General features: G+C 55.4%; 23 protein-coding genes and 1 tRNA gene. 11 read left to right on the forward strand and 13 right to left on the reverse strand.

Going from position 1 to position 26,817, the window contains the following annotated elements:
- The first annotated feature begins 33 nt into the window (after positions 1-33).
- Entirely contained in the window at positions 34-885 is an 852-nt protein-coding gene (gene rnc / locus DTL42_RS01485; protein WP_234824027.1) for a ribonuclease III, read from the forward strand.
- A gap of 187 nt (positions 886-1,072) precedes the next feature.
- Here rnc and DTL42_RS01490 read toward each other — a convergent pair whose 3' ends face one another.
- A complete protein-coding gene (locus tag DTL42_RS01490; protein ID WP_114366935.1) occupies positions 1,073-1,816 on the reverse strand; it encodes a hypothetical protein in 744 nt (247 codons plus the stop codon).
- A gap of 128 nt (positions 1,817-1,944) precedes the next feature.
- Between DTL42_RS01490 and DTL42_RS01495 the strand changes: the two genes are divergently transcribed.
- Positions 1,945-2,484 carry a methylated-DNA--[protein]-cysteine S-methyltransferase gene (locus DTL42_RS01495; RefSeq protein WP_114366936.1) on the forward strand — a complete coding sequence of 180 codons (540 nt, stop codon included), beginning with the start codon at positions 1,945-1,947 and terminating at the stop codon, positions 2,482-2,484.
- 214 nt (positions 2,485-2,698) lie between these two features.
- Positions 2,699-2,772: transfer RNA gene (locus DTL42_RS01500), tRNA-Arg, on the forward strand.
- Positions 2,773-2,861: 89 nt separating this feature from the next.
- Here DTL42_RS01500 and DTL42_RS01505 read toward each other — a convergent pair.
- The 3 genes from DTL42_RS01505 to DTL42_RS01515 are packed head-to-tail and all read right to left on the reverse strand — an operon-like array spanning position 2,862 to position 4,961.
- Positions 2,862-3,590 (reverse strand): MOSC domain-containing protein, encoded by a 729-nt coding sequence (locus tag DTL42_RS01505; RefSeq protein WP_234824028.1) that lies wholly within the window; start codon positions 3,588-3,590, stop codon positions 2,862-2,864.
- A complete protein-coding gene (locus DTL42_RS01510) occupies positions 3,587-4,486 on the reverse strand; it encodes a dihydrodipicolinate synthase family protein (protein ID WP_114366937.1) in 900 nt (299 codons plus the stop codon). The genes DTL42_RS01505 and DTL42_RS01510 overlap by 4 nt, the downstream gene beginning before the upstream one ends.
- Before the next feature lies 1 nt (position 4,487).
- On the reverse strand, positions 4,488-4,961 hold the full coding sequence (locus DTL42_RS01515; protein ID WP_114366938.1) for a cupin domain-containing protein: 474 nt from the start codon (positions 4,959-4,961) through the stop codon (positions 4,488-4,490).
- Between the two features lie 121 nt (positions 4,962-5,082).
- On the opposite strand from DTL42_RS01515, the gene cynR reads away from it, so the two are divergent.
- The gene (cynR, locus tag DTL42_RS01520; protein WP_114366939.1) at positions 5,083-5,955 is read left to right on the forward strand and encodes a transcriptional regulator CynR; all 873 of its coding nucleotides are present in this window, start codon (positions 5,083-5,085) and stop codon (positions 5,953-5,955) included.
- A gap of 28 nt (positions 5,956-5,983) precedes the next feature.
- Here cynR and DTL42_RS01525 read toward each other — a convergent pair whose 3' ends face one another.
- Complete coding sequence (locus DTL42_RS01525) at positions 5,984-6,181, reverse strand: hypothetical protein (RefSeq protein ID WP_114366940.1); 198 nt, start codon at positions 6,179-6,181, stop codon at positions 5,984-5,986.
- 94 nt (positions 6,182-6,275) lie between these two features.
- Positions 6,276-6,653, reverse strand: a complete 378-nt coding sequence (locus DTL42_RS27050; RefSeq protein ID WP_114366941.1) for a c-type cytochrome domain-containing protein — start codon at positions 6,651-6,653, stop codon at positions 6,276-6,278.
- Between the two features lie 162 nt (positions 6,654-6,815).
- Here DTL42_RS27050 and DTL42_RS01535 point away from each other — a divergent pair, with 162 nt between their 5' ends.
- Positions 6,816-10,661 carry a DUF6797 domain-containing protein gene (locus DTL42_RS01535; RefSeq protein WP_158545186.1) on the forward strand — a complete coding sequence of 1,282 codons (3,846 nt, stop codon included), beginning with the start codon at positions 6,816-6,818 and terminating at the stop codon, positions 10,659-10,661.
- Positions 10,662-10,783: 122 nt separating this feature from the next.
- Here the strand turns inward: DTL42_RS01535 and DTL42_RS01540 are convergent, their stop codons facing one another.
- The 4 genes from DTL42_RS01540 to DTL42_RS01555 all read right to left on the reverse strand — a co-directional run bounded on the left by DTL42_RS01540 (position 10,784) and on the right by DTL42_RS01555 (position 15,339).
- Positions 10,784-11,773 (reverse strand): DUF1559 domain-containing protein, encoded by a 990-nt coding sequence (locus DTL42_RS01540; RefSeq protein WP_114366943.1) that lies wholly within the window; start codon positions 11,771-11,773, stop codon positions 10,784-10,786.
- A 412-nt stretch (positions 11,774-12,185) separates the two neighbouring features.
- Positions 12,186-12,677, reverse strand: coding sequence for a hypothetical protein (locus DTL42_RS01545; protein WP_114366944.1), 492 nt, complete (start codon positions 12,675-12,677; stop codon positions 12,186-12,188).
- 105 nt (positions 12,678-12,782) lie between these two features.
- Positions 12,783-13,772, reverse strand: a complete 990-nt coding sequence (locus DTL42_RS01550; RefSeq protein ID WP_114366945.1) for a DUF1559 domain-containing protein — start codon at positions 13,770-13,772, stop codon at positions 12,783-12,785.
- Between the two features lie 373 nt (positions 13,773-14,145).
- Positions 14,146-15,339 carry a xylose operon transcription regulator XylR gene (locus tag DTL42_RS01555; protein WP_147274127.1) on the reverse strand — a complete coding sequence of 398 codons (1,194 nt, stop codon included), beginning with the start codon at positions 15,337-15,339 and terminating at the stop codon, positions 14,146-14,148.
- Positions 15,340-15,681: 342 nt separating this feature from the next.
- On the opposite strand from DTL42_RS01555, the gene DTL42_RS01560 reads away from it, so the two are divergent.
- The 3 genes from DTL42_RS01560 (at position 15,682) to DTL42_RS01570 (ending at position 18,643) form a co-directional block, all read left to right on the forward strand.
- Positions 15,682-16,962 carry a carcinine hydrolase/isopenicillin-N N-acyltransferase family protein gene (locus DTL42_RS01560; RefSeq protein WP_114366947.1) on the forward strand — a complete coding sequence of 427 codons (1,281 nt, stop codon included), beginning with the start codon at positions 15,682-15,684 and terminating at the stop codon, positions 16,960-16,962.
- 82 nt (positions 16,963-17,044) lie between these two features.
- Positions 17,045-17,824, forward strand: a complete 780-nt coding sequence (locus DTL42_RS01565) for a BPL-N domain-containing protein (RefSeq protein ID WP_234824029.1) — start codon at positions 17,045-17,047, stop codon at positions 17,822-17,824.
- An 87-nt stretch (positions 17,825-17,911) separates the two neighbouring features.
- Positions 17,912-18,643 (forward strand): hypothetical protein, encoded by a 732-nt coding sequence (locus DTL42_RS01570; RefSeq protein WP_114366949.1) that lies wholly within the window; start codon positions 17,912-17,914, stop codon positions 18,641-18,643.
- 5 nt (positions 18,644-18,648) lie between these two features.
- Here the strand turns inward: DTL42_RS01570 and DTL42_RS01575 are convergent, their stop codons facing one another.
- The 3 genes from DTL42_RS01575 to DTL42_RS01585 form a co-directional block, all read right to left on the reverse strand.
- Positions 18,649-19,677, reverse strand: coding sequence for a dipeptide epimerase (locus DTL42_RS01575; RefSeq protein WP_114366950.1), 1,029 nt, complete (start codon positions 19,675-19,677; stop codon positions 18,649-18,651).
- Positions 19,674-20,786, reverse strand: a complete 1,113-nt coding sequence (locus DTL42_RS01580) for a DUF1611 domain-containing protein (RefSeq protein ID WP_114366951.1) — start codon at positions 20,784-20,786, stop codon at positions 19,674-19,676. The genes DTL42_RS01575 and DTL42_RS01580 overlap by 4 nt, the downstream gene beginning before the upstream one ends.
- A gap of 117 nt (positions 20,787-20,903) precedes the next feature.
- Positions 20,904-21,347 (reverse strand): VOC family protein, encoded by a 444-nt coding sequence (locus DTL42_RS01585; RefSeq protein WP_114366952.1) that lies wholly within the window; start codon positions 21,345-21,347, stop codon positions 20,904-20,906.
- A 153-nt stretch (positions 21,348-21,500) separates the two neighbouring features.
- Here DTL42_RS01585 and DTL42_RS01590 point away from each other — a divergent pair, with 153 nt between their 5' ends.
- From DTL42_RS01590 to ggt, 3 genes are all read left to right on the forward strand, one after another.
- Entirely contained in the window at positions 21,501-22,874 is a 1,374-nt protein-coding gene (locus DTL42_RS01590) for a sigma-54-dependent transcriptional regulator (RefSeq protein WP_114366953.1), read from the forward strand.
- 350 nt (positions 22,875-23,224) lie between these two features.
- Positions 23,225-24,997 (forward strand): Na+/H+ antiporter NhaC family protein, encoded by a 1,773-nt coding sequence (locus DTL42_RS01595; RefSeq protein ID WP_114366954.1) that lies wholly within the window; start codon positions 23,225-23,227, stop codon positions 24,995-24,997.
- A gap of 41 nt (positions 24,998-25,038) precedes the next feature.
- On the forward strand, positions 25,039-26,817 hold the full coding sequence (gene ggt / locus DTL42_RS01600; RefSeq protein ID WP_114366955.1) for a gamma-glutamyltransferase: 1,779 nt from the start codon (positions 25,039-25,041) through the stop codon (positions 26,815-26,817).

Below are 26,817 nucleotides of genomic sequence, written 5' to 3' on the forward strand. Positions count from 1 at the left end.
AAGTACGTTCAGAATATCTAACACGATAATTTGTTGGGTATTTCCTTCGTTTTGCTGGCCGTTTTTTGGCGTTTCATCGAAACGAAGAAAATATCGAACGCCAACAACATGGACCAGTTCGGTATGCTACGAAGCCAAGATTCGCTGGATTCCAGCGAAGATCAGCTATCAGAGTGCGAACAGAAACTCGGCTATACGTTTCAAAATCGTGCTCTTCTTCAATCGGCCCTCACGCATGCTTCGGGCGCTTCGCACCGCTTGGGAAGCAACGAGCGGTTAGAGTTTTTGGGGGATGCGATCCTCGGCAAGTACGTTTGCGAAACGCTCTTTCATAAGTTTCCGAACTATTTGGAAGGGGATTTAACCCGCATCAAGTCGATTGTCGTCAGCCGCAGTACGTGCGCCCGACTGAGCGATGCGATGGGGTTGGAACCGTTTCTGATTTTGGGCAAAGGGATGGCCTCGTCCCAGTCCGTTCCCAGGTCGCTGCTGGCCGATGTGTTTGAAGCCATCATCGCGGCCATTTATTTGGATGGTGGCAACGAAAAGGTCAACGGATTCCTCGACGTAGTTCTGGCCGAAGAGATCGAACAGGCCTCGGCGGGGGAAGTCGGGAGCAACTACAAATCGATGCTCCAGCAATACGCCCAGCGCGAGTTTGGCACCACCCCCAACTACGAATTGGTCGCCGAAAAAGGGCCCGATCATAGCAAGATCTTCAACGTCGCCGTGCAGTTGCAAGGCAACCGCTACACGTCGGCGTGGGGGTCGAACAAAAAGGAAGCCGAACAGCGAGCCGCCAAGAACGCCTTGCACGAAATTGAAGGGGAAGAACCACCCTTCTTAGAGAACGTGGCCACGGAAGAAATCGAAGCCGAAGAATAACCGGCCTGCTTCTAGCGAGAATCGTCCTGTTGCCGTACGCCACAGGACGCGTTCTTTCTCTACTGCTCCGCCCCAAAGGGGCGCCCGATAATAGCCAGGGGCATAAGCCCCTGGAAAGAAAGCACTGCGAAAACCAAGCCCCAACGGGGCGGCACGATCTTGCTTCTCTGAAAAACTCCGCCGCCCATTAACGGATGGTAATCGCTTGTTTCAGCGGCTCTAAGATGTTGCCGATCACATGGTTTTCGAGCAGCATGACCGCTTGATCGTGCAGCCGCTTAAACGCGCTAACATAGGTATCCGATTCGTCCAGGCTGCCAAACCGGCGTACGGTTAGGTAAACGCTGAGTTGTTCTTCGGGGAACTCGTTGGTTCGGACATGGTAGGCGGACGTGCGTGTTTCGATGCTCAGGCGAAACTGCGTGCGGCAGTCGTCGTCGAGGCTGCATTGAATCGAGGGTTCGAAGCCGATGAGGCGATGTTCGTTGCCCTGCACCATGCGATCCAAAGCAGGCGGCAAACCCAAAGCTTCAGCAACCAGTTGATTGTGGTTGCCGCTATAGGTGAAATCGAACCCATACATTGCGTTGAGCGACTCGCAGTCCAACGGACTGATCGACAACGTGTAAGGTACCTGGTCTAAAACCACGCAGTGCTGTTCGACTGCTTCTTCGAAGGTGGCTGGGTTCACGTGGCCAGAGAGGATTCGCTTCGGCTCGACCGAAGTCCAGCGATAGCTTCCGCCATCTTTGTCTTCTTCCAGCACATACTCGTTCCGATCGCGCGCGTAGAAATTGCGCATGTTCGGGTAACGTTTGCGCACAAGTTCAAAGAAGTGAAGGACCGTTTCTCGCCCGCTTGGTAAATCCATCTCCGTATTGAGATTCATATTGATATAGAAGTCGTCGGTTAGCGAGCGGATATCCACCATTCAAACCTCCTTAATGATTTGGGCGTGGGGAACCAACCAAACGGTAGGAGTGGCACGGCTCTGGTTCAAGTATAGAATGACCGTCGCAACAGTGTCAAAGGCGCTGGGCCAGCGAAAGGAGCCCTCCCATGAATCGACATTCTTCCGTAATCGACGGTCAAAACGATTTAATGGTGCGCTTTGAGACCCAATTAGGGATGGCGGAACTCACCTGGCGGGGTGATCAGGTCCGCCGATTTCGCTGGTTAGCGAAACAATCTGGTTCAGGCAATCAAGTGGACAATATTGCCCTGGCAGCCAACCTTACCCAAACCCAACAAGATTTGCTCCAAGATCTGATCGATTACGCGGCAGGCGTGCGCATTGATTTTAGCCAGGTTGAGGTCTATTACGATGAACCGACACCTTTCCGGCGGCGGATTTGGGAGGCTTGCCAGCAGATACCGTATGGCCAGTTGGTAACCTACGGTCAACTGGCCAAGCTGGCCGGTCGCCCTGGGGCCGCCCGGGCCGTTGGTTCCGCGATGTCGAACAACCAAATTCCGATCATCATTCCGTGCCACCGCGTGATTGCGGCAGGCAACAAGATCGGCGGTTTCACCAACCCGCAAGGCGTTCGCTTCAAGCAGCGTTTATTGCAATTAGAAGCCGCCCTCCCCTTCGCTTAAGCCCAACCGGCGTTCCCGCCCCTCGTCCGAACTGATTCCTGAAAAAGAAGTTACGGATCGTAGGAAAAATAAGGCCCTCACGAAAAATTTCTCCCGATCCTGAACCTTCAGCCCCAAGGCCCGTCTTTACGACGTAGCGAGAGGCTACTATAATCCATGATCTTCCGTCAAAGAGAAGTGCCGATAAGGCACCCACAGAGGCGGAAAACCCCATGTGGGCGTAGCTCAATTGGATAGAGCATCGGTCTACGAAACCGAAGGTTACAGGTTCGATCCCTGTCGCCCACACTGAATGAAAAAGCCACGAAGTGAAATGCTTCGTGGCTTTTTTCGTTTCTTGCTGTATGCCGTCTGGAGCGATGCTTTGATTCAGAAGCCTATCGTTGAGGCTGTTCGTCGTTCCCCCTGCCAAACAGCCTCAGCGAGTCATCTACGGAGCCTTTCCCTTGGCTCCGTTTGAGCAACGTGGTTTGCCACGATTGTGATAGTGCTGGGCATTGGGCGAGGCGGAGGTCTTCGCGTGGGTTTCTGGGTTTGGCGTACATGACCGAGCTGGCCCAGGCGATGGTGAAATCGGGATAAGGTCGGGCTTCCAGTTCTAGGGGCATGCCAGGTTCAATTTCTCCTTCAGCCAGCACGCGGAAGTACCAACCGGTGCGGCCTGTTTTTTGAACTTCGACGGCCAGTTTAGGGAGATTCCAGCGCCGCGATAACTTCCAACAAGGTTGGCGGGGCTGAGAAACTTGCAGGACGCACGTGCCGAGGCGCACGATGTCTCCCACGCAGACGTTGAATTCGTCGACTTGAGCGAGGGTTAGGTTCTCGCCAAATGCCCCTGGCGAGAATTGCCGGTCGGGGATCTCTTGCTTCCATATTGCATAGTGCCCCAGGGCGTAGGCCAGCACTGCTTTGTCGGGGCCGCCGTGGTGGACCAGGTCGGCTTGTTCGTCTCCGGCTAAGTTAAGCTTGCCGACGTGAACCGGCCCGTTGAGCAAGTGTTTCTCGATCGCAGAGGTCCACGGCTTGGTCGAATCGGCCCCAGATTCATATTTCTGGGGCCGACCAACCTGAATGGAATGAAGATGGCCCAAGGGTGGCGGCATCATTCGTGTGACTCCCGAACTTGCTTCAGTAGACGCTGCAACTCCGCTCGATGGCTCTCGCTTAACGGCAACAACGGAGCCCGCAGCGGACCGACTTCGATTCCTGCTAATTCTAAGCCGGCAGCTACCGTACGCGGCAGACCATGCGCGACGAGAAACTGCAAGAGGGGAAGTTGGCGAAGGAAAACGGCTCGTGCGTTTTCTAAGTTCGCAGGCTCACGGAATGCCTGGTAAAGGGCCAAGTTTAAATCAGGGATCAAGTTGGCCGCCGCCGTACACCAACCGGTTGCCCCGGCGGCAAAGGCGTCGAATGCCAGCGGATTCGAGCCGTTGAAAAACGCGACCGAGTCCCCTGCCGTTTGCACGAGCCGATGCAAGCGATTCACATCGCCGGTGCTTTCCTTGATCATGGTAACATTAGGAAGCTGCAACAGCCGAGCAAGAAAGGTAGGGCTCATGTCCGAGCCGCCTGTGGCTGGGTTGTTATAGGCCATGATCGGCAGGGAGATGGCTTCCGAAACCGTTTGGTAATGTTGGAAGATCTCGTCTTCGGTCAATTTCCAGTAACTCATCGGAATGATCATGACCGCCGCCGCGCCTGCTTTTTCAGCAAACTTGGCATGGTGTAGCGTGCGCTCGGTGGTGAGTGCCGACACACCGATCATCACGGGGACTCTGCCGGCAACCTGAGCGATGGTTGCTTCGGTGATCGCCTCGCGTTCTTCATCGCTCAGGTAAGGCAGCACGCCCGCGCTGCCCAAAGGGGCAATCGCCTGCACGCCAGAGGTCAGTAAGCGTTCTAACAGTTGGCGATAGGTCTTTAAATCGACGTGGCCATCAAGGCCAAACCGCGTAATGGGATAGGCGACAATGCCTTTTAGGGGGATGGTACTGCTCATGTTAGCTTTCCTTTCCATGGGCTTCTTCTCGAAGTGCCACGCCGCCGATGTTTTGTAGCAGGGGAGCGTTCTCGCAGGCAAGATAGCGGGCTTGGCCAGTGCCGGTGTTGGTATGCCGATGCCAAGCCCACACAGGGATATAAACGGCATCCCCTTGCTTCCACTCGATTTTGTTGCCTTGAATGGTCGAGTAACCTTCTCCTTCTAACACGTACAGAATGGTCTCGTAGGTGTGGCGGTGCATGTTGGAAGATTGCCCCGGGGCAAGTCCGCCGATGGTCATGCTGAGGCACTTTGAAGGCAAGTCGACGAAGGCGACTGGGTGCTTTCGCTCGGCCGAATAAGCATCGTGCTGGCCGACCGATTCCACATTGCGATGGATGAGACGGTCGGGAATGACCACCTGCGGTTGGACCGGCGTTTTATCGAAATCGGCAGAGCTGTAAACATCCTGGGGTGTTGTGGTTTCTGGCATGAGATAGCCTCCGGTGAAAGAACATTTTGATTGGACGAAGGCATCGTATCAGTGCTAGAATGATAGGTCCAATACGTAATATTGATCAGACTGATCGTTGTAGGCTATCAAGGGTTTTCCGGTGGAACTTCGCCATCTCCGTTACTTTCTGGCGGTTGCCGAGAACTGTCATTTTCGCCATGCGGCAGAAGAGTTGCTGGTTTCTCAGCCGACTTTGACGCAGCAAATCAAAGACCTGGAAAAGGAACTGAAAACGCCCCTGTTCGAGCGTGTCGGACGGCGGGTCCGTTTGACCCAAGCAGGCGAAACGTTTCGCGATTACGCCCGCAGATCGCTGAACGTGATTGAAGAAGGGAAAGCCGCCCTGCACGAGTTCGGCGAACTGCTGCGCGGGAATCTTACGCTGGGGGTGGTACAAACCGTGAACGCCTATTTAACGCCGAAGGTGATTGCCGAGTTTGTTACCCGCTATCCGCATGTATTGCTCCGCGTGGAAGAACTATCTGCCGCCGAAATTGAAGCAGGCGTCTCAAGCGGCAAGCTCGATCTAGGAATCGCGTTTTCGCCGAAGAACGAACGCGATTTGTTGGCCGAACCGTTGTTCGAAGAAGAATTGGTGTTGATGGTTCAGCACGGGCATCGGCTGGCCAAACGGAAGACACTTTCAGCCAAATCGCTGGCGGACGAACCCCTTTGCTTGCTGCGCAGTTCGTATGGGACGCGGCAGATGATCGATGCGTGGTTTTCTGCGAGTGGCTATGTCCCGCGTCTGGCGGTCGAGATGAACTCGGTGGAAGGTCTGCTGGCCGTCACCACGGCAGGCGGGCCAGCCACGATTTTGCCGACGTTGGCCACGCAAGATAAGAGAATTGCCACGGTTCGTTTAGTGCAACCAACCCCAGCCCGCACGGTTTGTTTGCTGAAGAGTCAGGGGGACTTGCCTTTTCGGGCACGCGATAAGTTTGTGGAGCTGCTCAAACAAGAAATCGCTTAGCGCGACGCGGCTTAAATTGACGGGATGATTACATCAGCGAGCAAGGGCCGCCGCCTCGTTGGCGGAGGGCGATTTCAAATTCCAGCTCATCCAAGCGTTGTTGCAAACTGGCTTCCAAGTCGACGGTATCTTCGTCGAACGCTTCTTCGGCAGCCGGTAAGTTATCGAGCTGTTGTTTCACTTCCAGCCATTGTCGCTGCAGATCTTGGAGTTCGTCTTGAGCCATCAAAACATCGGTAGGCAGAAACGGAAATCAAGGGATTTTCTCAGGCAAGCAATAAGGAACAATGCCGGGAACGTAGCTTCTTGGACCATCGTTGCTACGTGCGCAACAGCCACGTCCCCGGCAATGGAAGATAATAGCCGATTGTGGCCAGGATAGCGAGGGACGATTTAAAGTTATGTGCATATCTTTCTAAAAGTTGCGCTGTCTCAACGCTTCCTCTGGTTTGCCTGGCACCACCATCACTCCGCTGGCCCCCTCCCCTGAGCAGGACGTGAAGATGGTCGAGCGCAAACTCTCCTTCGGCGGTCTCGTGCGAGTCGTGACACGCGTAACAACTTTCGATCAAGACCGGACGAGTCTTTGCCTTGAAGAAATCGGCCAAACGCCGCTCGGTTGTGTCCTCGGCGTGCAGGAGGGGCGTTGCCAACCAACAAAGCCAAATGGCCACAAGCGATCGTACAAACACCGACACACGAAGACTCCGTGGGGATTGTCAGCGGCGGGGCTGTTTTTCCTCGGGAATTAGTTGCATTTTCACGTCGAGAAAGGGTACAACAGCAAGACTCCTTCCTCTTGCGCCATTTTGCACTTGCTTCTAGCTTCTCTTTCCTTGTCGATGCGGTGTACTGCTAACATGATCCGATTGCTTTCGCTGTGGTTGATTATCGGTGGGTTACTTGGGCTAACTTCGTTGGCTTCCGCTCAAGATTTGGAAACGCGACTCCGAGAGATCGATACTAGTACCCTGGCAGCCAAGGCGCGACTGCGGGGGAATCCGAAGCAAGGCGCGCTGGTGTTCTTCAAGTCGGCGGCGGCGTGTGCGAAGTGTCATGAGCCTGACGCCCAGTCCGTTTCGTTAGGGCCGAAGCTGGCGGAGCTGGGGAAAGACCTGAGCGATGAATATCTGATCGACGCCATCTTGCGTCCTTCGCAAGCGATTCGGAAAGGGTACGAGACCGTTACGATTTTGACCGACGAGGGGCATTTGCATGTCGGTTTGGTGCAGTCGAAATCTGACGAGCAGATTGTGCTGCGCGACGCTTCGAACCTTGCTGAGGTCACGACACTCCGTCTTGATTCGATTGAAGAGATGGCGCAAACGGACAAGTCGCTCATGCCCGATGGCTTGGTCGCGTCGCTGCGCAGTGAGAAAGAGTTTTACGACTTGGTCCGATATGTCAGCGAAGTCGCGCAGGGTGGGGCCGAGCGAGCGGAACAGCTTCGCCCTTCGGCAGAGGAACTGCTGGTGCAAGACGACTCGGTGGGGTTAGATCACGCAGGGATTCTGCGCTCGCTGAGCGAAGCCGATTTTAAAGCAGGACGCAAGATCTATCTGGGACATTGCGCCAATTGCCACGGCGAAGATGGGAACACGCCTAAGCTACCAACGGCGCGGGCGTTTGGCAAAGATCGCTTGAAGTTTGGGGAAGACCCTTACGCGATGTTCCTAACGTTGACCCGAGGGGCTGGGCTGATGGCTCCGATGCAACATCTTTCGCCCCGCGAACGTTACCAGGTGATTGGTTTCATTCGCGAAGGACTGATGAAAGATCGCAACCCAGGCTACCAAGAGGTAACGAAGGAGTACCTGGCCGGACTGCCTGCTGGGACCGACACCGGCGACCGGAGCGAAACCGGCGAACGCGACTTTGGCCCCGTATTGGGATCGCAGATTGGCAGCGAAGTGAACAACGCGCTGACCTTTCGTTTGGCCGACGAGATCTCTGTTAGCTATGACCTGCACCGCATGCGTCTGGCGGGGGCCTGGCAGGGAGGGTTTCTGAATCTTTCGCAAACACAGCATTACCGCCAACGGGGCGAACAGATGCCGCAGATCCAAGGAGAGATTCTCTCTGGGCTGACCGACTGGCAATGGTCGTTAGACAACAGTTCGTTTGAAATTACCCCAGAGCAGAAACCTGCCCGAGGGCCGGTCAGCGCCGATTTAGCGACCTACCACGGCCATTACCTGTACGGCGATCAGGCAATCCTCAGCTACACGATCGGTGACCGGAAGATTTTGGAATCGATTACTGGGGAAAAAGCGGGCACCCTGGCAACGATTTCTCACACGTTACGTATCGAGGCGGGTGATGAACCGTTAAAGCTGAGCATCGGGCGATTAGAGAAACTACCTCTGCCGGAAATCGAAATTCCGCACCTGCTAACCGAGCCTCAAGCGGTTGATACATCAGGGCCGAACTTGGCCGTGATTTACGGGAAGCCTGATACTGTGCGGCAGCCTCCGACGATGGACAACAAACCGCTGCAGTTGGTCGCCGGAGAGGACGCCCAGCGGTTTGACCTGGGAACGCCGGAACGGACGATTATGGTTCGTTTTCGCACCGATCAGGAAGGAACGCTCATTGCCTCGGCACCGCCGGAAGGTAAGTGGGCCCCCAACGGCAAGACGCTGTTTATCCGCGGAAAGCGAGTGGTATTTGATATTGGCTGGGTGGGGGCGTTGGTCGGTAAAACAAACGTCGCCGACAATCGTTGGCATACCGCCGCGGTGGTCGTCGACGATGCCCAGACACGATTGTACGTCGATGGCAAGTTAGAGGCTGCCCGAGCCAAGTTCCGGCGTCCACCTGTGAAAGATCACGTGCTGAAGATCGGCGCGACCGCGACGAACTTCGGGGGAGATTATGTCGGCGAGATTGGTTGGGTGCAAATTCGCGAGGGCGCTCTGTCTGCTCAGCAAATCGCGGCTATTAAGCCTGATGCCGAGCCAACCGCCGACGAGGTTCTCTTTGCCTGGAAGCCGTCGAGCGAACGCCCTTCCGTTGAAAAAGCACTTCAGAAAAACGCGCCCGGACAGAAATTCGCTGGGACATTTGTCGCGGCTGCCCTTTCAGGAGAAACCGCTGGGCTGGAGTGGGAGCCGACCGATGATGGCCGACTTGTGCTGACCATTCCCCCGAGCGATCAGCCTCGGCGGTTACGCATTGTCCGGGCCTCGTGCGAGACGCTGGCCGACATCACTCATTTTCAGGATGACACGGCTTCGCTGGCTGAAGAGCAACGAGTTGTCGATTTGCAGCAATGGACGCATGGCGGGCCGGTTCGATGGCCGGAAGTATTAGAGGTGAAAGGAACACGAGGGGAAGCGATCAATGGTTACGCGCTAGACACGATCCCGATTCCCGCGAGTAACCCCTGGAATGCCTGGCTGCGGACAAGTGCGCTCGATTTTCTGGACGATGGCCGCGCGGTTGTTACGACGCATGGCGGTGATGTTTACCTGGTGAGTGGACTTGATCAAGGCTTGGAGAAGGTCACCTGGAAACGGTTTGCTGCTGGACTGTTCGAGCCGTTTGGCGTGCGGGTGATTGAAGGAACCATTTATGTAACTTGCCGCGATGGCCTGAAGCGTTTGCACGATTTCGATGGCAACGGCGAGGCGGATTTTGTGGAAGCGTTTTGGAATGACGATGACGTATCGTCGATGTTCCATGCCTACAACTTCGATTTGCAAACCGATTCGGCAGGCAATTTTTACTTTGCCAAAGCAGGACAATACACACAACATCATCGGCCAGGGACCATCATGCGGGTCCCGCCGGAAGGTGGCCGCGCCGAAGTGGTGGCCTGGGGATTACGAACACCCAACGGCATGGGCAAGCTACAGGACGACCGGTTTACGGTATCGGACAATCAAGGGCCCTGGATGCCAGCGGGCAAGATCTCGCTGATTCGACAAGATAGCTTTCTAGGAAACATGCCCATCAATAACGAGCAGCGACAGTGGCTGGCCGCGAAGCATGGAGGCAAGCTACCAGATACGTTCGACGAACCTATCGTGTGGATGCCGCAAGAGCTCGACAACTCGTGTGGTGGCCAGGTTTGGGTGGCTGACCCCCGCTTTGGTCCCCTGGCGGGAAGGCTGATTCATTCTTCGTTTGGCAAGGGTTGGTTGTATTATCTTTCGCTGCAAGAGATCGACGATACGATGCAAGCCTCGATTGTGGCGTTGCCGCATCAGTGGGACGCTGGCGTGATGCGACTGCGGGTTAATCCGCACGATGGCCAATTGTACGGCACGGGGCTTTCGGGCTGGCAAGGCCCCAGCGATGGCCAAGATGGCTGCTTGCAACGGTTACGATACACCGGCGAGCCGGTCGCGATGATCGACAGCTTTCAAGTCACACCGGATGGCGTGCAGGTGTCGTTCAGCTTCGAGGTCGATCGGCGTTCGGCAACCGATCCCAAAAGTTGGTCCGCTGAAATGTGGAACTACTTATGGTCGGCCAGATACGGTTCCGACCAGTTCTCGGTCCGCCATCCGCAACAGCGAGGGCACGACCCGTTATCGATCGAATCGGTCGAGATGATCGACCCCAAAACCGTGCGGCTAAACATTCCGGGGCTGGAAGTGTGCGACCAACTGCGCCTAGAAATGCGGTTTCAGGACGCAGAAGGGAAACTCTTCACGGAAGAACTATTTGCCACCGTGCATGAAATCCCCGAAGAGGATTAGATCGAATGGGGCTTGAAGCCAGCCAAGAAGCATCGGTCGGTCGCAGGAATCAACGGGGCAGCATTGATCCCTGCAACCGAGCGCGACGGTATTGAAGGTTGATCTCGGATCGGTGGAACCGACTACAAGTCACCTGAGATGACTTGGCCGTCTCCCTTGTCCGCAATGCGATTGATCGAAACGCTATCCATCGTATCGCTGAAGAAGCGAACGCTGCCGTCGCTGAGGACAAACTGGGCTCCGCCTGGATGATGCGATCCGAAGGCGAAATCTTTCGTTCCGTTGATCTTGTACTGCGAGCTTTGACTGCCGCTGGCCGTTACGCCGCGAAGCGTTTGATGGGTGGCAACGTTACTGCTGGCTCCCCCCAAAGTCACTCCGACCCAAACCGCACCGCGATAATGGATCAGGTCGCCAGAAGAATCGCGGGTACCGTTTTCACCAAAGGGGACCTCGCCGATCATCACGGTGTTGGTGGTTCCGTCAGTAACGTCTCGAAATTTGGTCGCACTGTTGGGCGAGAACACCCCGTTACCACCATCCACACAACTACCGGCATAGTAGGGACAGTCGTCGCCCGAGTAGTTGTACTGGGTATTCTTGTCGCCAAAGACACCTTTGTAGGTCGATAGCCCGTGCGAAGGTTCCGAGCTACTATTTTTGAACTCGGGGTTCAAGTTATTACCAGGGGCACTCGGGCAACGAAAGGTCTCGATCAGCGGCTGCGAGTATTTCAAGATGTCAGAATCGTCCGAGCAAAACCGCTGGTTTACACGAAGCCCTTCGTAACGATTGTTCTGCTCGATCTGCGGCAAGATCATCGCCCCCCAGCCCCAGCCCGGGCCAGAGAATGTCGAGTAGGTTTTGTACGGAGTACGTCGATAAAAACCGGCTGGGAAGCAGCCGTTGACGTCGTGATAGTTGTGCATCGCCAATCCCATTTGCTTGAGATTGTTAGAACATTGGCTCCGGCGAGCCGCTTCGCGAGCTTGCTGAACTGCGGGAAGAAGTAAAGCGATTAAAACGCCGATGATCGCAATCACAACCAAGAGTTCGACGAGGGTAAAGCCGCTTCGCTCATTTCGCGTCCGGGTGACGGGTCGTGTACTCATTTGAGTCCTCTCTGGGTATACGCCGTTTCGGTGGGAAAGATGAATTCGGATGCCCGGTTGCCTCGTTCGACTAGTTGGGCATGCCTTCTACGCTACTAGCCAAGCCGTTTTATCGACAGAGTTAGATTGCGCAAACATATTACCAGAATTTGCAGAATTAACCTGACACTATGGGAGGGCCTTGTCGGATGCATAATCCCTCGCACGTACCTACAGAAACAGCCGCCACGGGGGGACGCGGCGGCTGTTCTGCCAGGTTTCGTTGAATCAACAAAAAGATCATCGACCGGAGAGTCGAAATCACCAACTCGCTGATTTCAGCAGGTTCAAGTGTGTTCAGTCAACGAAACCTTGCCTCACGTTATACGGCAACAGAATGTGCTGTGGTTGCCAGTGTTGTACGTCGATTCGATTAAGGCTCGGCCAATGGGTTGTTGGAGAGATAATCTTTCTTGCCAGGTCGGCTTTTCAGTTCAAAGGTGAACGTGTTGTCTCCCCCCTCACCAATTTTGACAACTTCCAAACCGTTTTCGGAGTAAACGTGAGGAATCGTCACCGATTTGCCAGCGCTGTCTGTTGTTTCCTCGGTGGACATGATTTGCACCAGGAAATCTCCTTTGGTAACACCAGGGCCGTGCTTACCGGTTTCCAGAACAAACTTGCCACTGGAATCGGTCTTGCCTGAGGCTACCGGAGATGAGTCGGAATGGAAAACAACCAACGCATTGGTCACCGGCTTGCCGTCTAGGGTGACCGAGCCAGAAGCAGGCGACAAGTTGTAGCTAGGCCCGCTGTGCGAGCATCCTACGGTTAGCAATAGAGCGAACAAAAGGCTAGGCAATGTCCAGCCAACGGTGTAGGAACGTAACGTGACAACTGCCGCTGTGGGAGAGTAAGCTGGCATAGGAAGTCTCTTTGGATCTTTCTGTGTGGGGTCTCGAAGGTGGGCCAGATTCAGCTTTATTCAGTTGGCTGAATCTGGCCAAGGTAAGCGATGAGGCAGCGAAGATTACTCGCTGACAACTTGTCCATCGTTGCGAGCCGAGATGCGATTGGTCATCAGCTGATCAATCGTATCGGAATAGAAGCGAGCACTTCCATCGCTGTGAACAAACTGAGCCCCACCAGGATGATGCGAGCTGAACGAGCGTGGGTTCGTACCGTTAATAACGTACTCTTTGCTGGTATTTCCACTAGCAAGAATACCTCGCAACGTTTGGAAGGTTGCCACATTGCTGGAAGCACCACTAGGCGTAACCCCAATCCAAACGGCACCGAGGTAGCTGTTCGGATTGCCGGAAGAATCGGTCGCACCATTCACACCGAAAGCAACTTCACCCACCATCACGGTGTTGGTGGTGCCGTCGGTTACGTCACGAAGTTTAACGCTGCTGTTAGCCGAGAACATGCCGTTGCCACCCTCGACACAGCTTCCTTGAGCCTTCTTGCAACCATCTTTGTTGTCGCTGTACGAAGCTTGGGTGTTCTTGTCTCCGAACACACCCTTGTAGGTCGAAAGACCATGCGAGTAGGTCGCACTGCCACTGACCAAGACATCGTTGACGTCTTTGCCTGGAGCACTGGGGCAGCGATAGCCAGAGATAAGTGGCTGCGAATATTGCAGAACATCTTGCGCGTCCGAAGTGTAGGCCCCTTGCGAGATCTTCAAAGCATCGAAACGAGCACCTTGTTCGATTTGCGGCAGGATGGCGGCACCCCAGCCCCAGCCTGGACCAGAGAAAGTGTTAATGGTATACGGTGTGCGCCGCCAGAAACCAGCTGGGAAAGCTCCATGCACGTCGTGGTATGTGTGCAAGGCTAGGCCGATTTGCTTCAAGTTGTTCGAGCATTGCATCCGGCGAGCGGCTTCGCGTGCTTGTTGGACGGCTGGCAACAACAAAGCAATTAAGACACCAATGATGGCGATCACCACTAACAATTCGACGAGGGTAAAACCTCGACGCGAAACTTGCTGTAAAGCCTCAGTTCTCTTTTCCATAAAGTCTCTTTAGTAAAGTTGAGATAAAAGAGGGAGTGAATAAGACCATAAAGGCCAGAGCAAACATCCCGTCTGCTTTTCCATCTGCCAGGATAGACCGGTTGCTACCATGCCCCTAGGGACGTTCGCGCAAAATGATTAACCGAATTTGCAGATCTGGTTAAGCACTGCCGAAAGAAGCTTTTTCCCCGCAAAAAGCTGAAAAATACAGCTCATTTTGAGAACGGCGTACACAAATCTTTGGCAGAAAAGCTGCCTTAAGCAAACTGCGGGTATCCGCGATTAGGGCCCGTTCGTGGGCCGCGCAGTCCTTAAAAAAACAAGAGCCGACGAAAACCGGCTCTTGGGAAGGACTCAAAGGTCGCAATCGCTACTAGCTTTCGTGCAGTAGATCTTGCGGATGGTTGCGGCGAAATTCGCCCGGGGTTATGCCGGTCATCCGTTTAAAGAAACGGAGCATCGCGTTTTCGCAACTGAAGCCCGCTTGCTGGCTGATTTCAGCCAGGGTTTGATCGGTTTGCTTGAGGATTTCTTTAAGCACCTTGACGCGGGCAAAGCGAATTTCTTCGGCGGGCGAGCGTTTCAGCACTTTGCGGAAGCGTTCTTCGAGCGACCGTCGCGAGACATCCAAGTGCCGTGTCAGGTCCGACACACTGATGGCGACATCGCAGTTTCGTTTGATAAACGCGACGGCATCTTGCACGAGCGTATCGGTGGCGAAAATCGTGTCGGTCGAAGCCTTTTCGACAATCCCTTCCGGGGCCACCAACAGAGGCGTATCGCGTGGTTTACCGCCGGAGATCAGCCGCTGAAGCTCTTGCGCGGCCTCGTAACCAACTTGCTCGACGCGCTGCTCGATGTACGAGATTGGCATCGGCGAAAGCTTGGAGACCACCGGGTCGTTCTCGACCGCCAAGACGGCCACATCGTTCGGCACGTTAATCCCCTCGGCACTGCAAGTCAGCATGATTTCGCGTGCTTGGATTGTATTCCAGGCGACAATGCCAACCGGTTTAGGGAGCGAACGCACCCAGTGCACCAGACGCAACCTTTGAAAGTCGAAGTCGGGCTGTGCCACATTCGGATCGGGGGCAAACTGGAAAGTGCGGCACCCGCCGTTCTCGGCGGCGGTTACCAAGTCGGGCAAAACGGCATCTTGATAACTATAGTAGAGGGGTGGCCCGATGTAGCCGATGTTCTCGAAGCCACGATTGACGAAGAACTCGCCTGCCAATCGACCGGCGGCTTGGGGGTCGGCAATCACTTTCGGAAACCGAGGACTATGGACCCCATGCCACGAAACATTGATGGTTGGCAAGTTGTGCTTGGCAATCGATTGCCGCAGCGGTTCGTCCGAAATGCGGGAGATGACCCCTTGTCCCTGCCAATCGTGTGGTAGGGAGGGTGGTTGCTTGACGCCGCGCGGATGAAGCCAAAAGTCCCAGCCCCCATGTTCCGAGGCGAAACGAGCGATTCCATCCAGAACTCCACGGCTCCAGTGGCTTTCGTTGAGAATTAATAAAGCAATGCGAAGACGATCGGGGTAGGCGGATATCCGCTTAATCATGGTTGGCTTCTCTTGCGGGGAAACGAGATCTTCTCTGTTCCCGCCGGAGCGATGTTCTTCATCCCTCACAACGGTGTTCGACTCATTCAATGCAACTCATGGACCAATACAGGCGAGCTCATTGCATTAGTTTGGTCTAAGGCGGGATATTCCTATTAAACTCTGTATCGGGCGGCTACGCTCGGAAAAATCGAATATTTTTCTGCGCAGAAGAACATTGCGACTACCCATAAGACCGGGGATAGTTGTGCTACAGAGATACCAAAGATGCCTAATTATCAGGCATTTTATCTCGGATATGCTTCTTTCCCGCCCGAGTTTCCTTTGTCTTCAGGAGCCGCTATGACGTCTCGTTTCCATTGGCGATACGCTTTCACGCAGCTTACCCTGCTTTTGGTTTGCACCTCGACAATCACTACGGAACTGTACGCCTGCACAACGGCAGTAATCAGTGGCAAAGTGACCGCAGATGGTCGGCCGCTGCTGTGGAAAAATCGCGATACATCCTCGAACTTGCACAATGAAGTTGCCGTTATTGAGGGGGGCAAGTTCCAAGCGGTGGCGGTTGTCAACGCTGGCGAACGCAAGACCGTTTGGATGGGGGTGAACGAAGCCGGGTTCTGCATCGAGAACTCGCTCAGCAAAGACCTGGCCATCAAAGGGGGGGCTTCTGGCCCAGGGAACGGCACCATCATGCGGATGGCCCTGCAAACCTGCAAAACGGTCGCAGACTTCCAAAAACTACTGGAAGAAACCAACCAAACGGGGCGTTCAACGGTCGCCAACTACGGCGTTATCGATGCCCATGGTGGTGCCGGGTTGTTTGAAACCGGCCCGAAGACGTTTAAGTTTTTCGATGCCAACGACCCTCAAGTTGCCCCCAACGGGTACATCGTCCGCTCGAACTTCGCCACCACGGCTCGTAAGATAGGCGCGAACCCCAAGCCGGAACAACTGGAAGAGATTTACTCGAGCGATCGCTTTCTGTGTGCTTGCCGGACGCTGGAATCTTGCCGCTCGGACGAACTGATTTCGCTACAGGAAGTCGTGCGAAATTGTGCCCGCGATCTGAGTGACGACAGCGGGGTGCCTTATCCGGGCTCGGTGAATGGTAGCCCAGGTAGCTTGCCCGAAATCCTTTCGACAAAAAATACCATTAGCCGCACCACCACCGTCTCTGCTGCGGTGTTTCATGGGGTGAAGCCAGGCGAAGATCCGAAGCTGACCACCATGTGGACGATGCTGGGCGATCCGAAATTTTCGATCGCGGTTCCCACATTTCCAATTGGTTCGGTTCAGGATGACTTAACGGATGAAAAAGGGGGCGAAATCGGTGAAATTGCCATCTCGCTTCGCGATTGGAACATGACCGCCGACAAGGAATCGATTGTCACCACCAGTCTGCCCGATATCTGGCAAGACGTTTGGCCGGTTGAAGATCTGCTGCTCGATCGCACCCTGGCCGCCAAGCAGCGTTGGGCGACCGAAGGCGTCTCGCTGAAAGAAGTGAAGAACCTGCAGGAAAAGGCCGCCGAAGCCGCCATGCAGGCGATGGAAAAAGAGCTGTTGGAAGCCAAAGAAGCCGCATTGGCTCAGCCTGCTCCCTTGGCACCGCAGTTCTAATCGCCTGGCGATTACAGTCAGCCGACCTCCTTTCCTTGATTCCATGAATAACACCTGAAAAAGTCTTTAAACAATGACAAGTATGCGAGCAATTGGTACTCATTTGATCTTGGCCGTGGCATTGGTTGCCCTGGCAGTTCCGGCCGTAGCCCATGCCCAAAAGGCTGCCCCGGCAAAGACGATTCGCGTGGCGGTTTACGATCATTCCAACGGCGATTCTGGCGGCTGGAAGAACCTGAAGAAGATTTTGGTTCCGGAAACCGGTTTCGAGACAACCATGGTCACGCCGCAAGACATTCGCGATGGCGTGCTCAAGGATTACGACGTGCTGATCATGCCCGGCGGGTCTGGCAGCAAACAGTCGAAGATGCTGGAAGAAAAAGGACGCGAAAACGTTAAGAACTACGTTAAGTCAGGCGGTTCGTACGTCGGCATCTGTGCCGGTTCGTACCTCGCTTCCTCTCACTATTCCTGGTCGCTGGGCATTCTCAACGCCAAAGTCTGGGACCGTTCGCACTGGAATCGGGGCACGGGTAACGTTGAATTGGAATTCTCTTCCAGCGGCTCAGAGGTACTCAAGGCCGAGAAAGACGAGATGGAATGCTACTACGGCCAAGGCCCGTTGCTAGTGCCAGACAACAATCCAGATCTGCCAGGCTACGAAGTGTTGGCCACTTACGGAACCGAGATTGCCAAGAAGGGGGCTCCTGAAGGGGCGATGGTCGGGACGCATGCGATTGTGCGGACGAAGTACGGCGAAGGTCGCGTGATCTGCTTCAGCCCTCATCCAGAAAAAGATGGCGGTCCCAACGCACTGATGATTGAAGGGGTGCGCTGGGCAGGCTCGGCTCCGAAGAAATAGTTCGGCCTGGTATCTTTTCTGGTTCGCTGGCCTGGGGAGCTTTGTTTCCTGGGCTCGTTGTCTTGTCTCCTTGGTAGGAATTTGCGTTTGATCTTCCATCGCACCTTTCGCTTGCAGCTGCTCGATCGAATCGCGCGGCTAACGCTGCCATGTCCGGTTACGACAGCTAAAGAGCACCAGTACCCGTGGGACTTGGCCGAGTTATTTCCGGAACCGAACTCGCGCATCTCGTTTGTGGGATACGGCAGCTTAATCAATTTAATCTCAGCCCGGCGTTCGTTTTCGGAAGAAGCGGTCGGACTTGCTCGGCCGGTAGTGGTACTGGGGGCAAAGCGAATTTACGAATACGTCATGAGCCCGCGCGGAAGGGGCGTCTATGGCGAAGGGCCTTCCCCAGGCAATTACGGCGTGTTAAACGCGAGGGCTTCAAGCGACCCTACCGACTGGTTCAACGGAATCGAATTTGAGCTCGACATCGAAGCATTTCGAGCTTTGCACATCCGCGAATCGGCGTACGATCTGCTACCGGCATGGACGGTAGCTTGGGAGCACGACCACCTTGTGCCCCACATTTCGTACTTTTTGTCGTGTCGACGCGATACCTTTGGTGGACGGCAGACGATTGATTCCACGATTTTGCCCCACCCAGGATATCACGCCGTTTGTGAAGACGGGTGCCGGGCGATTTCCAACGAGTTTCTCGACGCATTCCGGGCCAGTACCTGGGTTCGCAACACGCGCATGATCGACTCGTTGCATGCCGAAGAAAATAGAGAACCGGGCGATTCGACGCGATCACCCGGCTCGAGTTTCCGCTAGAACCTTTACACCAAACTGGCGTCCCAGGTCACACCACAACCGTAACCTTCCGGACGACTGAAGTTGCCTTGTTCGAGCTTCACCCCTTGGGCAGGCTGACTCGCCAAGAGGAAAGCACCATCCAGGTCGGCGAAGTCCAACAAGGGAACCAACTGGGCGGCAGCCGAGATCGCTACGTCTGATTCGATCATACAACCGGCCATCGTCTTGAGCCCGCGCACGTTTGCTTCACGCAGCATCCGAAACGCCGGGGTCAATCCGCCGCACTTGCACAATTTAACGTTAATCCCGTGAAACAGGCCGTCGCATTCGCGCACGTGATGCTCTCGCTGACAACTTTCGTCAGCGATGATCGGCAAGGCCGATTCTTCGTAGACGACACGTTTCGAGCTTTCCGGAGCATTGGCGGGCAGAGGTTGTTCGATGAACTCGACTCCCAGGTCCGCCAACGTTTGCGAATTGCGAATCGTTTCCTCAACCGACCAGGCACAATTGGCATCGACACGGATCATCGCAGCGGTGTTTTGCCGCAGCGCGGCGACGATTTCCAAGTCGTTCGGCGTACCGAGTTTCACCTTGAGGATCGGCCAATCGGCGTAGCTTTCGACCTCGCGGAGGACTTCCTCCATGGGGCCGAGCGAAATGGTCACGCTCGATTGGGGAACGTTTCGCCAAGATAACCGGTTACGTTGGTAAACCGTGGTCGCATGGAGCTTCCCGTACAGGTCGTGGGCCGCTTGATCGAGCGCCGACAACGCGAAGTAGTTGTCTTCCAACTGCGGCGCGATCACGTCCCATAACGTTTCCGGCGTCGTAAATTCGTACGCTTCCAACTGCGGCGCAATGCGCTGCAGCGCCGCAGTGATGGTATCGGCATCGTGCCCGTAATAACTACTTTTAACCGCTTCGCCCAGGCCTGTTTTGCCCTGGTCGTGCAGTTCGACAATAACACTCTCTTGTTCGGTAATCGCACCGCGAGAGATGGCAAAAACCCGTCGAAGAGGCAATTTGACTTGATGAATTTCCAGCCTCACGAACGCACCTTCTTTCCGAGTTCGAGAACGGCATCGGCCAACATGCCGGCCCCGTCGCGGTACACGTCGCAAACGGGTAGTCCCAGTTCTTGGGAAACACGCGCCTTTTCGACTTCCGCTTCTTCGGGCGTAATCCGCCGACCATTCATGCCCACGCCGATCACCTGGCATGGGTTTCGAGCCGAAGCCAACATTTCGTACAACGTTTTCAGTTCTGCCAGGGATTTCAGTGGCACATGATCCAATCCCTTCGTCGTCGCCCGAGTTGCTTCGTAGCACAAGATCAAGCCGTGCGGTGCGCAGCCATGCAGCAGACCGACCGTAACCGCCGAGAATGCAGGATGAACGGCGCTCCCCTGCCCTTCCACCAGCAAGTAATCGTGCGACGAGTTTTCCAAAACCATGCCTTCGATCGTACCGTTCACAAAGTCGGAGACAACCGAATCGATAGGAATGCCGTAGCCAGAAATCATGATGCCGGTTTGGCCGGTCGCCAGGAAGCGGGCGTCTTCGTTTCGCCGCAGCAATTCCCGTTCGACTTCCAAGGCCGTGAACATTTTGCCGACGGAACAATCGTGTCCCACCGTATGCACGCGGACCGAGTTGGCCGGGAACGTCGCGTGTTTGGCCGTCTCGCGGAAACGGTTACGACGGACATCAATCAGCTTGGCGCCGGTTTTCGCCGCGATGGCCGCCAACTGTTCGTCCTCGATCATGTGGTCGTGCAACCCCGAAACGACATCGACGCCAGCTTCGGCGGCATCGTACACCGCTTTCCGCATCGCTTCCGGCAAACGTCCCCCCGGGGGCGAAATACCAATGAACAAGGCGTCGGGCCGGTCAACATCGCTGAGCGCGGCGACGATCGGCGTGTTGCCCCCGTGTCCAAGGCACTGCTCGGTGGTGCGTCCGGCGGCTTGGCTGTCGAGCAGCGCGACGACATCTTCGCCCCGAAAGCGAAGCAGACCGATAGCGGTCTTGGCCGAGAACGGCGTCGTCATACCTTCTGTCAGCACAACAATGCGGTGATAGGAAGTCAAGTCCAAAGGGGTGTTGGTCTTGGGCTGTGACTTGGGAGTTTCCGTTGAAGCGTTTTCCGTGGTGCTCATAGGAGTGAGCCGGTTCCTAAGTGTTAAAATGACAAATGAAAACTGGGGACAAGCAGGTTGGGGTTGGCGTGAAAGGGTGTCCCGTCCCTTCCATGTTGCTCGCTTGCCAAGCAAGATTTACTTGGCAAATAGGCGTCCCATGTCGGAGAATCCTTTGATTTCGATCGGGTTGCCAGAGGGATCGAAGAAAAACATCGTCCCTTGTTCGCCCGGTTCACCGGCAAAGCGAATGTAAGGTGCGATCACGAACTCGATCCCTTTTTCCTTGAGCTGGGCTGCGAGTGTTTCCCAGGTTGCTAAATCCAGTACTACACCAAAGTGCGGGACAGGAACTCCGTGCCCGTCGACTTCGTTGTAATGAATGGAATGCGCCGACTTGTTAGGGTTCAGGTGGCAAACAAACTGATGACCAAAGAAATCAAAGTCGACCCACGTATCGCTACTGCGTCCTTCAGGGCAGCCCAGCAAACCGCCGTAAAACTCGCGTGCGGCAGCCAAATCGTGGACTTGGACCGCCAAGTGGAAGGGGCGAAGCGCGGTTTGAGGGACGGTGGTTGTCATGTTTTGCGTTTCCTTGGCAGCAAAGGTCGAAACGGTTCCATCTTCGGCCAGATTTGGGCGAAGGCTACTTGGCAGTTGGTTGCTGGCCCGTTATGCAAGAATCGTACCGGACTGACCCAACATGGGTTCGGAAAGCGAAACTAGGACAGCGGAATGAGCTTGACCCAGCGGCAGAAAATTTTATTCATCGACGACATCCCGGCGTTTTGCGAAGAGATGGTCGCCACGCTGCAAAGCGAACAGCTTGACGCCGTGTCGATGCTTAGCCCCCACGAGGCGATTTCTAAGATTGTACGGGGGGATTTCGATTTGGTGATTACCACCCTGGTGATCGCCGAAATGGGCGGTTTCGAGATCATTCGTCGCCTGCGGGGGGCCGGTTGCCGGGTGCCAATCATCATGATTACTGGCTTCGGCACCGATCAATCGGCCATCGAAGCGGCCCGCTTGGGGGTAGCCGATTATCTGACCAAACCGGTCGAGAAGACCGAGCTTGTTGCCCGCGTACGACGCGTGTTGGCCGAGCATGCCCCGCGCGCGCCAGAGCGTCCTAAGTCGTTGGCGCGTATGATCTCTGGCGATTGGCAGATGAGCGCGATCTTCGACAAAGTGAAGACCGTCGCCCCGTCCGATAGCCGCGTGTTGATCTTGGGGGAAACCGGCAGCGGGAAGCAGTTGTTGGCCCATGCCATTCATCAGCAAAGCCGCCGCGCGCAAGAGCCGTTTGTGGAAGTCAACTGCGCCGCGATCCCCGCTAACCTGCTAGAAAGCGAACTATTCGGTCACGAGGAAGGGGCGTTCACCGGGGCCTCGAAGCGGCGGATCGGACGGTTCGAAGCGGCAGGCAAAGGGACGATTTTTCTCGACGAAATTGGCGAATTGAGCTTCGAGCTGCAGTCGAAACTGCTGCACGTTCTCGACAGCGGCAAGTTCACCCGCGTAGGTGGCGGGAACGATATGATCAGCCGGGCCCGCTTGGTCTCGGCGACCAATCGCGACCTGATGCAAGAGGTCGAAGCTGGTCGCTTTCGGGCCGATTTGTATTACCGCTTGAACGTCATCTCGATCGAGCTGCCACCGCTGCGCGAGCGACCAGGCGACATCGGCATTTTAGCTCAGCACTTTATCAATCAGTTCGTGACAGAAGGTCAACAACCACCAACCTTTACGCCAGCGGCGGTCGAAGCGTTGCGGCAGTACAACTGGCCCGGCAACGTGCGCGAACTGCAGAACTTCGCCGAACAACTGGCCGTGCTGCATGCTGGGGCAAGGATCGAGGCGACCGATTTGCCTGCACGAATTTTGCGTCCCCCTACCCGTTCAGCCCCGGCCGCTCGCGTGTCGCCACCCGCCGAGCGGCTGCCATTTCGCGAAGCTCGCGACCAGTTCGAGAAAGATTATCTCTTGAAAGCGATCGAGGAGGCGAATGGCAACATGGCCGAAGGGGCACGGCTGGCAGGGATGGACCGAGGCCAGTTTTATCGCCTGGCCAAACGCCATGGCTTGACTCCGAACGGGGAGGAATAAAACGTGCAAAAATTTTTTGCGGACTGTCTGACGAACGTAGCGGTGAACTTGAAATCGAACTACGTTGTTGACGAATCCACAACATGGCAGTCAACACGTTGACGATTTCGCATCAACCCTAAGAAACGCAGGAGACACCAAATTGGGAGCCGACTTGCTGACAATCTCCACTTTACGCAATCGAGTCTACGTTCCTTGCAGACCAGACAGAAATTCTGGCTGCTTTGATTCAATTACATGCGGTTGTTCGTTGCTTCGGCATCGGGCTTGCTAAACTTGGGACGACCAACGTACCAAGTTCGACCTTCCTTTCATCCTCATCCAATCAACGCCATTAGGGAAACAGTTGCTTGAATTCTTCTGATCCAAACAATACCGAACTTGATGACGTGGTCGTCGATACCTCTGGGGCTTTAACTCCGGTGCGTAATCGCATTGCCTTTTTTAGTTTGCTGGGCGTGATCCTCGCTATTTCGGCGCTGGTCGGTTTATTTGTCACGCCCACCTGGGTGGTGAAACAATTCCGGGTCGACTCCAGCACCGTGGAAGAACCTGAGAAGGTGGTGGCAGCGGACCAATCTGGCCTCACCCCGGCAGACATCGAGAACTATCAGAAAGACGGAACCGAGCCCAAGGAATTGAAGGTGCTGGTCCGCGAGAAGGACGCCGAGGGGGAAACGATCTTCGCGCAGGTGACCGCCAGCAAGCATTACGGCTTGTGGTCGCTCTTTCCGGCGCTGGTGGCGATCGCCTCGTGTTGGGTTTTTCGGGAACCGTTGACTGCGCTACTGCTGGGGACGATCAGCGGGGCGTTGATTTTGCAGAAGTACAACTTCACCCAAGAGGTATTGCTTCCGTCGCTGGCGTCGGTGAAAGCGGCGACGATTTTAATTCTTTACTTGTGGCTGCTGGGGAGCTTATTGGGAATTTGGGCCCGGACCGGGACTGCTCAGGCATTTGCCGAGTGGACCACCAAGCATTTTGTCCGTGGGCCACGTTCGGCCAAGCTGGTGGCGTGGCTATTGGGCGTGTTGTTTTTTCAGGGGGGAACGATCAGCACCGTGCTGGTCGGTACCGCTGTGCGTCCGATTTCCGATCAAGAACGCGTCAGCCACGAAGAACTCTCGTACATCGTTGACTCGACTGCCTCGCCAATTGCGGTGCTGATCGCCTTTAATGCGTGGCCGACTTACATTCAAAGTTTGATTTATGTGCCTGGGATTGCCTACTTGGCGACCGAGGACGATCGGCTGTCGTTCTTTTTCTCATCGTTGCCACTCAGCTTTTATGCCATCTTTGCCGTGCTAAGCACTTTTTTGCTTTCGCTCGACATGGCTCCTTTGCTCGGCAAGCGGTTTCGGACGGCGATCGAGCGGGCCCGCACCACGGGTAAGCTCGATCGGCCGGGCAGCGAACCGTTGGCCTTTGTGGAACCGGCTTCCCAGAAAGTTGCCGTTCACTACAAGCCGCATGCGTTCGACTTTATCGTGCCACTGCTTTTGCTGACCGGAATTGCTGTGGGCAGCTACTACCTTTACGGCAAACCCCAGGTTGAATTGGCTTTTTCGTCCGCTTTGCTGGTGGCTGGCAGTATCGCGATGATTCGCGGGATGTCGCTGCAAGATTTGATGGCCGGGGTCGGTTCCGGAATGCAAAGCGTGGTGTTTGCCTCGGTAATTTTGATGCTGGCGGTCACCTTAGGCGGCATGACCCAGGCCATTGGCGGCGGAACCTATCTGGTCGAGCAGTTAGGCAATTCGATTCCTTACTGGGCCCTGCCCACGATATTGTTTTTGCTGGCCATTATTATTTCGTTTTCGACGGGAACCAGCTTCGGCACTTTTGCTGTGACGTTTCCGCTGGCGATGCCCCTGGCTGCTTCGGTCGCTGGCATGCAGGGACTCGACAACGAATCGCTTTATGTGGCAATTTGCTTTGCTTGTGTGCTTAACGGAAGTGTGTTTGGCGACCAGTGCTCGCCCATTTCCGATACCACAGTCCTCAGCGCGATGACCTCGGGAGCCGACCTGATGGATCACGTGCTGACACAAATTGTGCCGGCCTCGTTCGCGGCCCTGCTGGCGGTTGTTGGCTGGACAGCGATGACCTTGTTTTTCTGCTAATAAGAATTGGTATTGCTTCCTTGGAATTGAAGAATATACGCATGACAAATTACTTCCAAACGCTTCTCCCGCGTCGCCGGGCTATTGTTTCGCTCTCGCTGGTTTGCCTCACACTGCTGATCATTCCGGTGGCGACCTTGGCCCAGGAAGCCAACCCTCGTCCGCCCCGCGAGCCCGTGAAAGTAGCCACCGGCAAGCAAGGGGTGGTGGTCACCGATACCCCGTTTGCCTCGGAAGTTGGCCGCGACATCTTGGCCAAAGGGGGCAACGCGGTCGACGCGGCGGTGGCGGTATCGATTGCCTTGCAGGTCAGTTGGCCCGAAGCTGGCAACATCGGGGGTGGCGGTTTCATGATGATCGCGCAGCCGGATGAAGAAGTGGTTTGCGTCAGCTACCGCGAGAAAGCCCCGGCTGCCGTCGACGAGTACAGCTTCGATAAGTGGACCGACGAGCATCACGTCTTCATGGCAGGCGTTCCGGGAACGGTTCGCGGCTTGGCCTTGGCTCACGAAAAATATGGCAAGCTGCCATGGAAAGATCTGATCGAGCCGTCGATCGTCGCCTCGCGCGATGGTTTGAAAGTAGATGGCTACCTGGCCTACTCGCTGAACTCGGTATTGCTGCAAGATTACATTCAAAAAGGGGAACGCTTCGCCGAGTTGCGGCGGGTTTATGGCCATCCGGAAGGGCGACCTTGGCGGGCAGGCGATACGCTGGTACAGCCAGACCTGGCGGTCTCGTTGACTTTGATCGCCGAAGAAGGTCCGAAAGCTTTTTACGAAGGGCCCATCGCCGATAAGATCGTTGAAGAGATGAAACGTGGCGGCGGGGTGATGACCAAGCAAGACCTGAAAGATTACACCGCCAAGGTGCAAACGCCCGTCAAGGCCGATTTCGGGCCTTACACCATTTACGGCGCCGCGCCTCCTTCTTCCGGCGGCACCACGGTTTTGATTCAGATGCAGATCATCGAAGCCCTCGACTTTCCGACCGACCAAAAAGAGTATTGGACCGCCCAACAAGTTCATTTGCTGACCGAAGCCATTCGACGTGGCTTCCGCGAACGAGCGGCTTGGTTAGGCGATCCTGATTACGTTACGATTCCCGAGCATTTGCTCACCAAAGAGCACGCCAAGAAACTGGCCGAAACGATCGACCCTTACAAAGCGACCCCCAGCACCGAGATCGCCGGGGACATCAAGTTGACCGATGGCCCATACGAAAGCCCGCAGACGACCCACTTTTCAGTGATCGACAAAGATGGCGTGGCGGTCAGCAGCACCTACACCTTGGAAGGGACGTTCGGCTGCCGGATTGTGGTGCCGGGAACGGGCTTTCTGCTGAACAACGAAATGGGGGATTTCAACTGGTACCCTGGTTACACCAACCACGAAGGGAAGATCGGTACCAAGCCTAATCGCCTGGCCCCTGGCAAGCGGATGCTGAGTTCGATGTCGCCGACCATCGTTCTGCAAGATGGCAAGCCCAAGCTGTTGATCGGCAGCCCTGGCGGACGAACGATTATCAACACCGTGACCGAAATCTTGGTGCAAACGTTGGTCTTAAATCGTTCGCTGGAAGAAGCGATCGATGGCCCCCGTTTCCATCACCAGTGGTTCCCCGATGAGATTCGGTTCGAGAAGCTCGACGATGGCGTCTTTACCAAGATCATTCCCGACCTAGAGGCCCGTGGCTACAAGGTCGATCCTGGTCGCGGTCGCCAGGGATGTGCCCAGGGAATTATTGTTGATACGGAAACTGGGGTCGCCAAAGGAGTTGGGGATTGGCGTCGCGGCAGCTCGGCTTTGGCGGTTGAATAG

It is taken from the genome of Bremerella cremea, assembly GCF_003335505.1.
GTDB lineage: Bacteria > Planctomycetota > Planctomycetia > Pirellulales > Pirellulaceae > Bremerella > Bremerella cremea_A.

Bases quoted from the DNA above. Each gene is read 5' to 3' on its own strand.
- DTL42_RS01580 (WP_114366951.1), bottom strand. From the start codon at position 20,786: ATGAGCACCACGGAAAACGCTTCAACGGAAACTCCCAAGTCACAGCCC.
- DTL42_RS01590 (WP_114366953.1), top strand. From the start codon at position 21,501: ATGAGCTTGACCCAGCGGCAGAAAATTTTATTCATCGACGACATCCCG.
- DTL42_RS01555 (WP_147274127.1), bottom strand. From the start codon at position 15,339: ATGATTAAGCGGATATCCGCCTACCCCGATCGTCTTCGCATTGCTTTA.
- ggt (WP_114366955.1), top strand. From the start codon at position 25,039: ATGACAAATTACTTCCAAACGCTTCTCCCGCGTCGCCGGGCTATTGTT.
- DTL42_RS01565 (WP_234824029.1), top strand. From the start codon at position 17,045: ATGCGAGCAATTGGTACTCATTTGATCTTGGCCGTGGCATTGGTTGCC.
- DTL42_RS01535 (WP_158545186.1), top strand. From the start codon at position 6,816: ATGATCCGATTGCTTTCGCTGTGGTTGATTATCGGTGGGTTACTTGGG.
- DTL42_RS01495 (WP_114366936.1), top strand. From the start codon at position 1,945: ATGAATCGACATTCTTCCGTAATCGACGGTCAAAACGATTTAATGGTG.
- DTL42_RS01515 (WP_114366938.1), bottom strand. From the start codon at position 4,961: ATGCCAGAAACCACAACACCCCAGGATGTTTACAGCTCTGCCGATTTC.
- DTL42_RS01510 (WP_114366937.1), bottom strand. From the start codon at position 4,486: ATGAGCAGTACCATCCCCCTAAAAGGCATTGTCGCCTATCCCATTACG.
- DTL42_RS01525 (WP_114366940.1), bottom strand. From the start codon at position 6,181: ATGGCTCAAGACGAACTCCAAGATCTGCAGCGACAATGGCTGGAAGTG.
- DTL42_RS01490 (WP_114366935.1), bottom strand. From the start codon at position 1,816: ATGGTGGATATCCGCTCGCTAACCGACGACTTCTATATCAATATGAAT.
- DTL42_RS01560 (WP_114366947.1), top strand. From the start codon at position 15,682: ATGACGTCTCGTTTCCATTGGCGATACGCTTTCACGCAGCTTACCCTG.
- DTL42_RS01545 (WP_114366944.1), bottom strand. From the start codon at position 12,677: ATGCCAGCTTACTCTCCCACAGCGGCAGTTGTCACGTTACGTTCCTAC.
- DTL42_RS01540 (WP_114366943.1), bottom strand. From the start codon at position 11,773: ATGAGTACACGACCCGTCACCCGGACGCGAAATGAGCGAAGCGGCTTT.
- DTL42_RS01585 (WP_114366952.1), bottom strand. From the start codon at position 21,347: ATGACAACCACCGTCCCTCAAACCGCGCTTCGCCCCTTCCACTTGGCG.
- DTL42_RS01505 (WP_234824028.1), bottom strand. From the start codon at position 3,590: ATGATGCCGCCACCCTTGGGCCATCTTCATTCCATTCAGGTTGGTCGG.
- DTL42_RS01550 (WP_114366945.1), bottom strand. From the start codon at position 13,772: ATGGAAAAGAGAACTGAGGCTTTACAGCAAGTTTCGCGTCGAGGTTTT.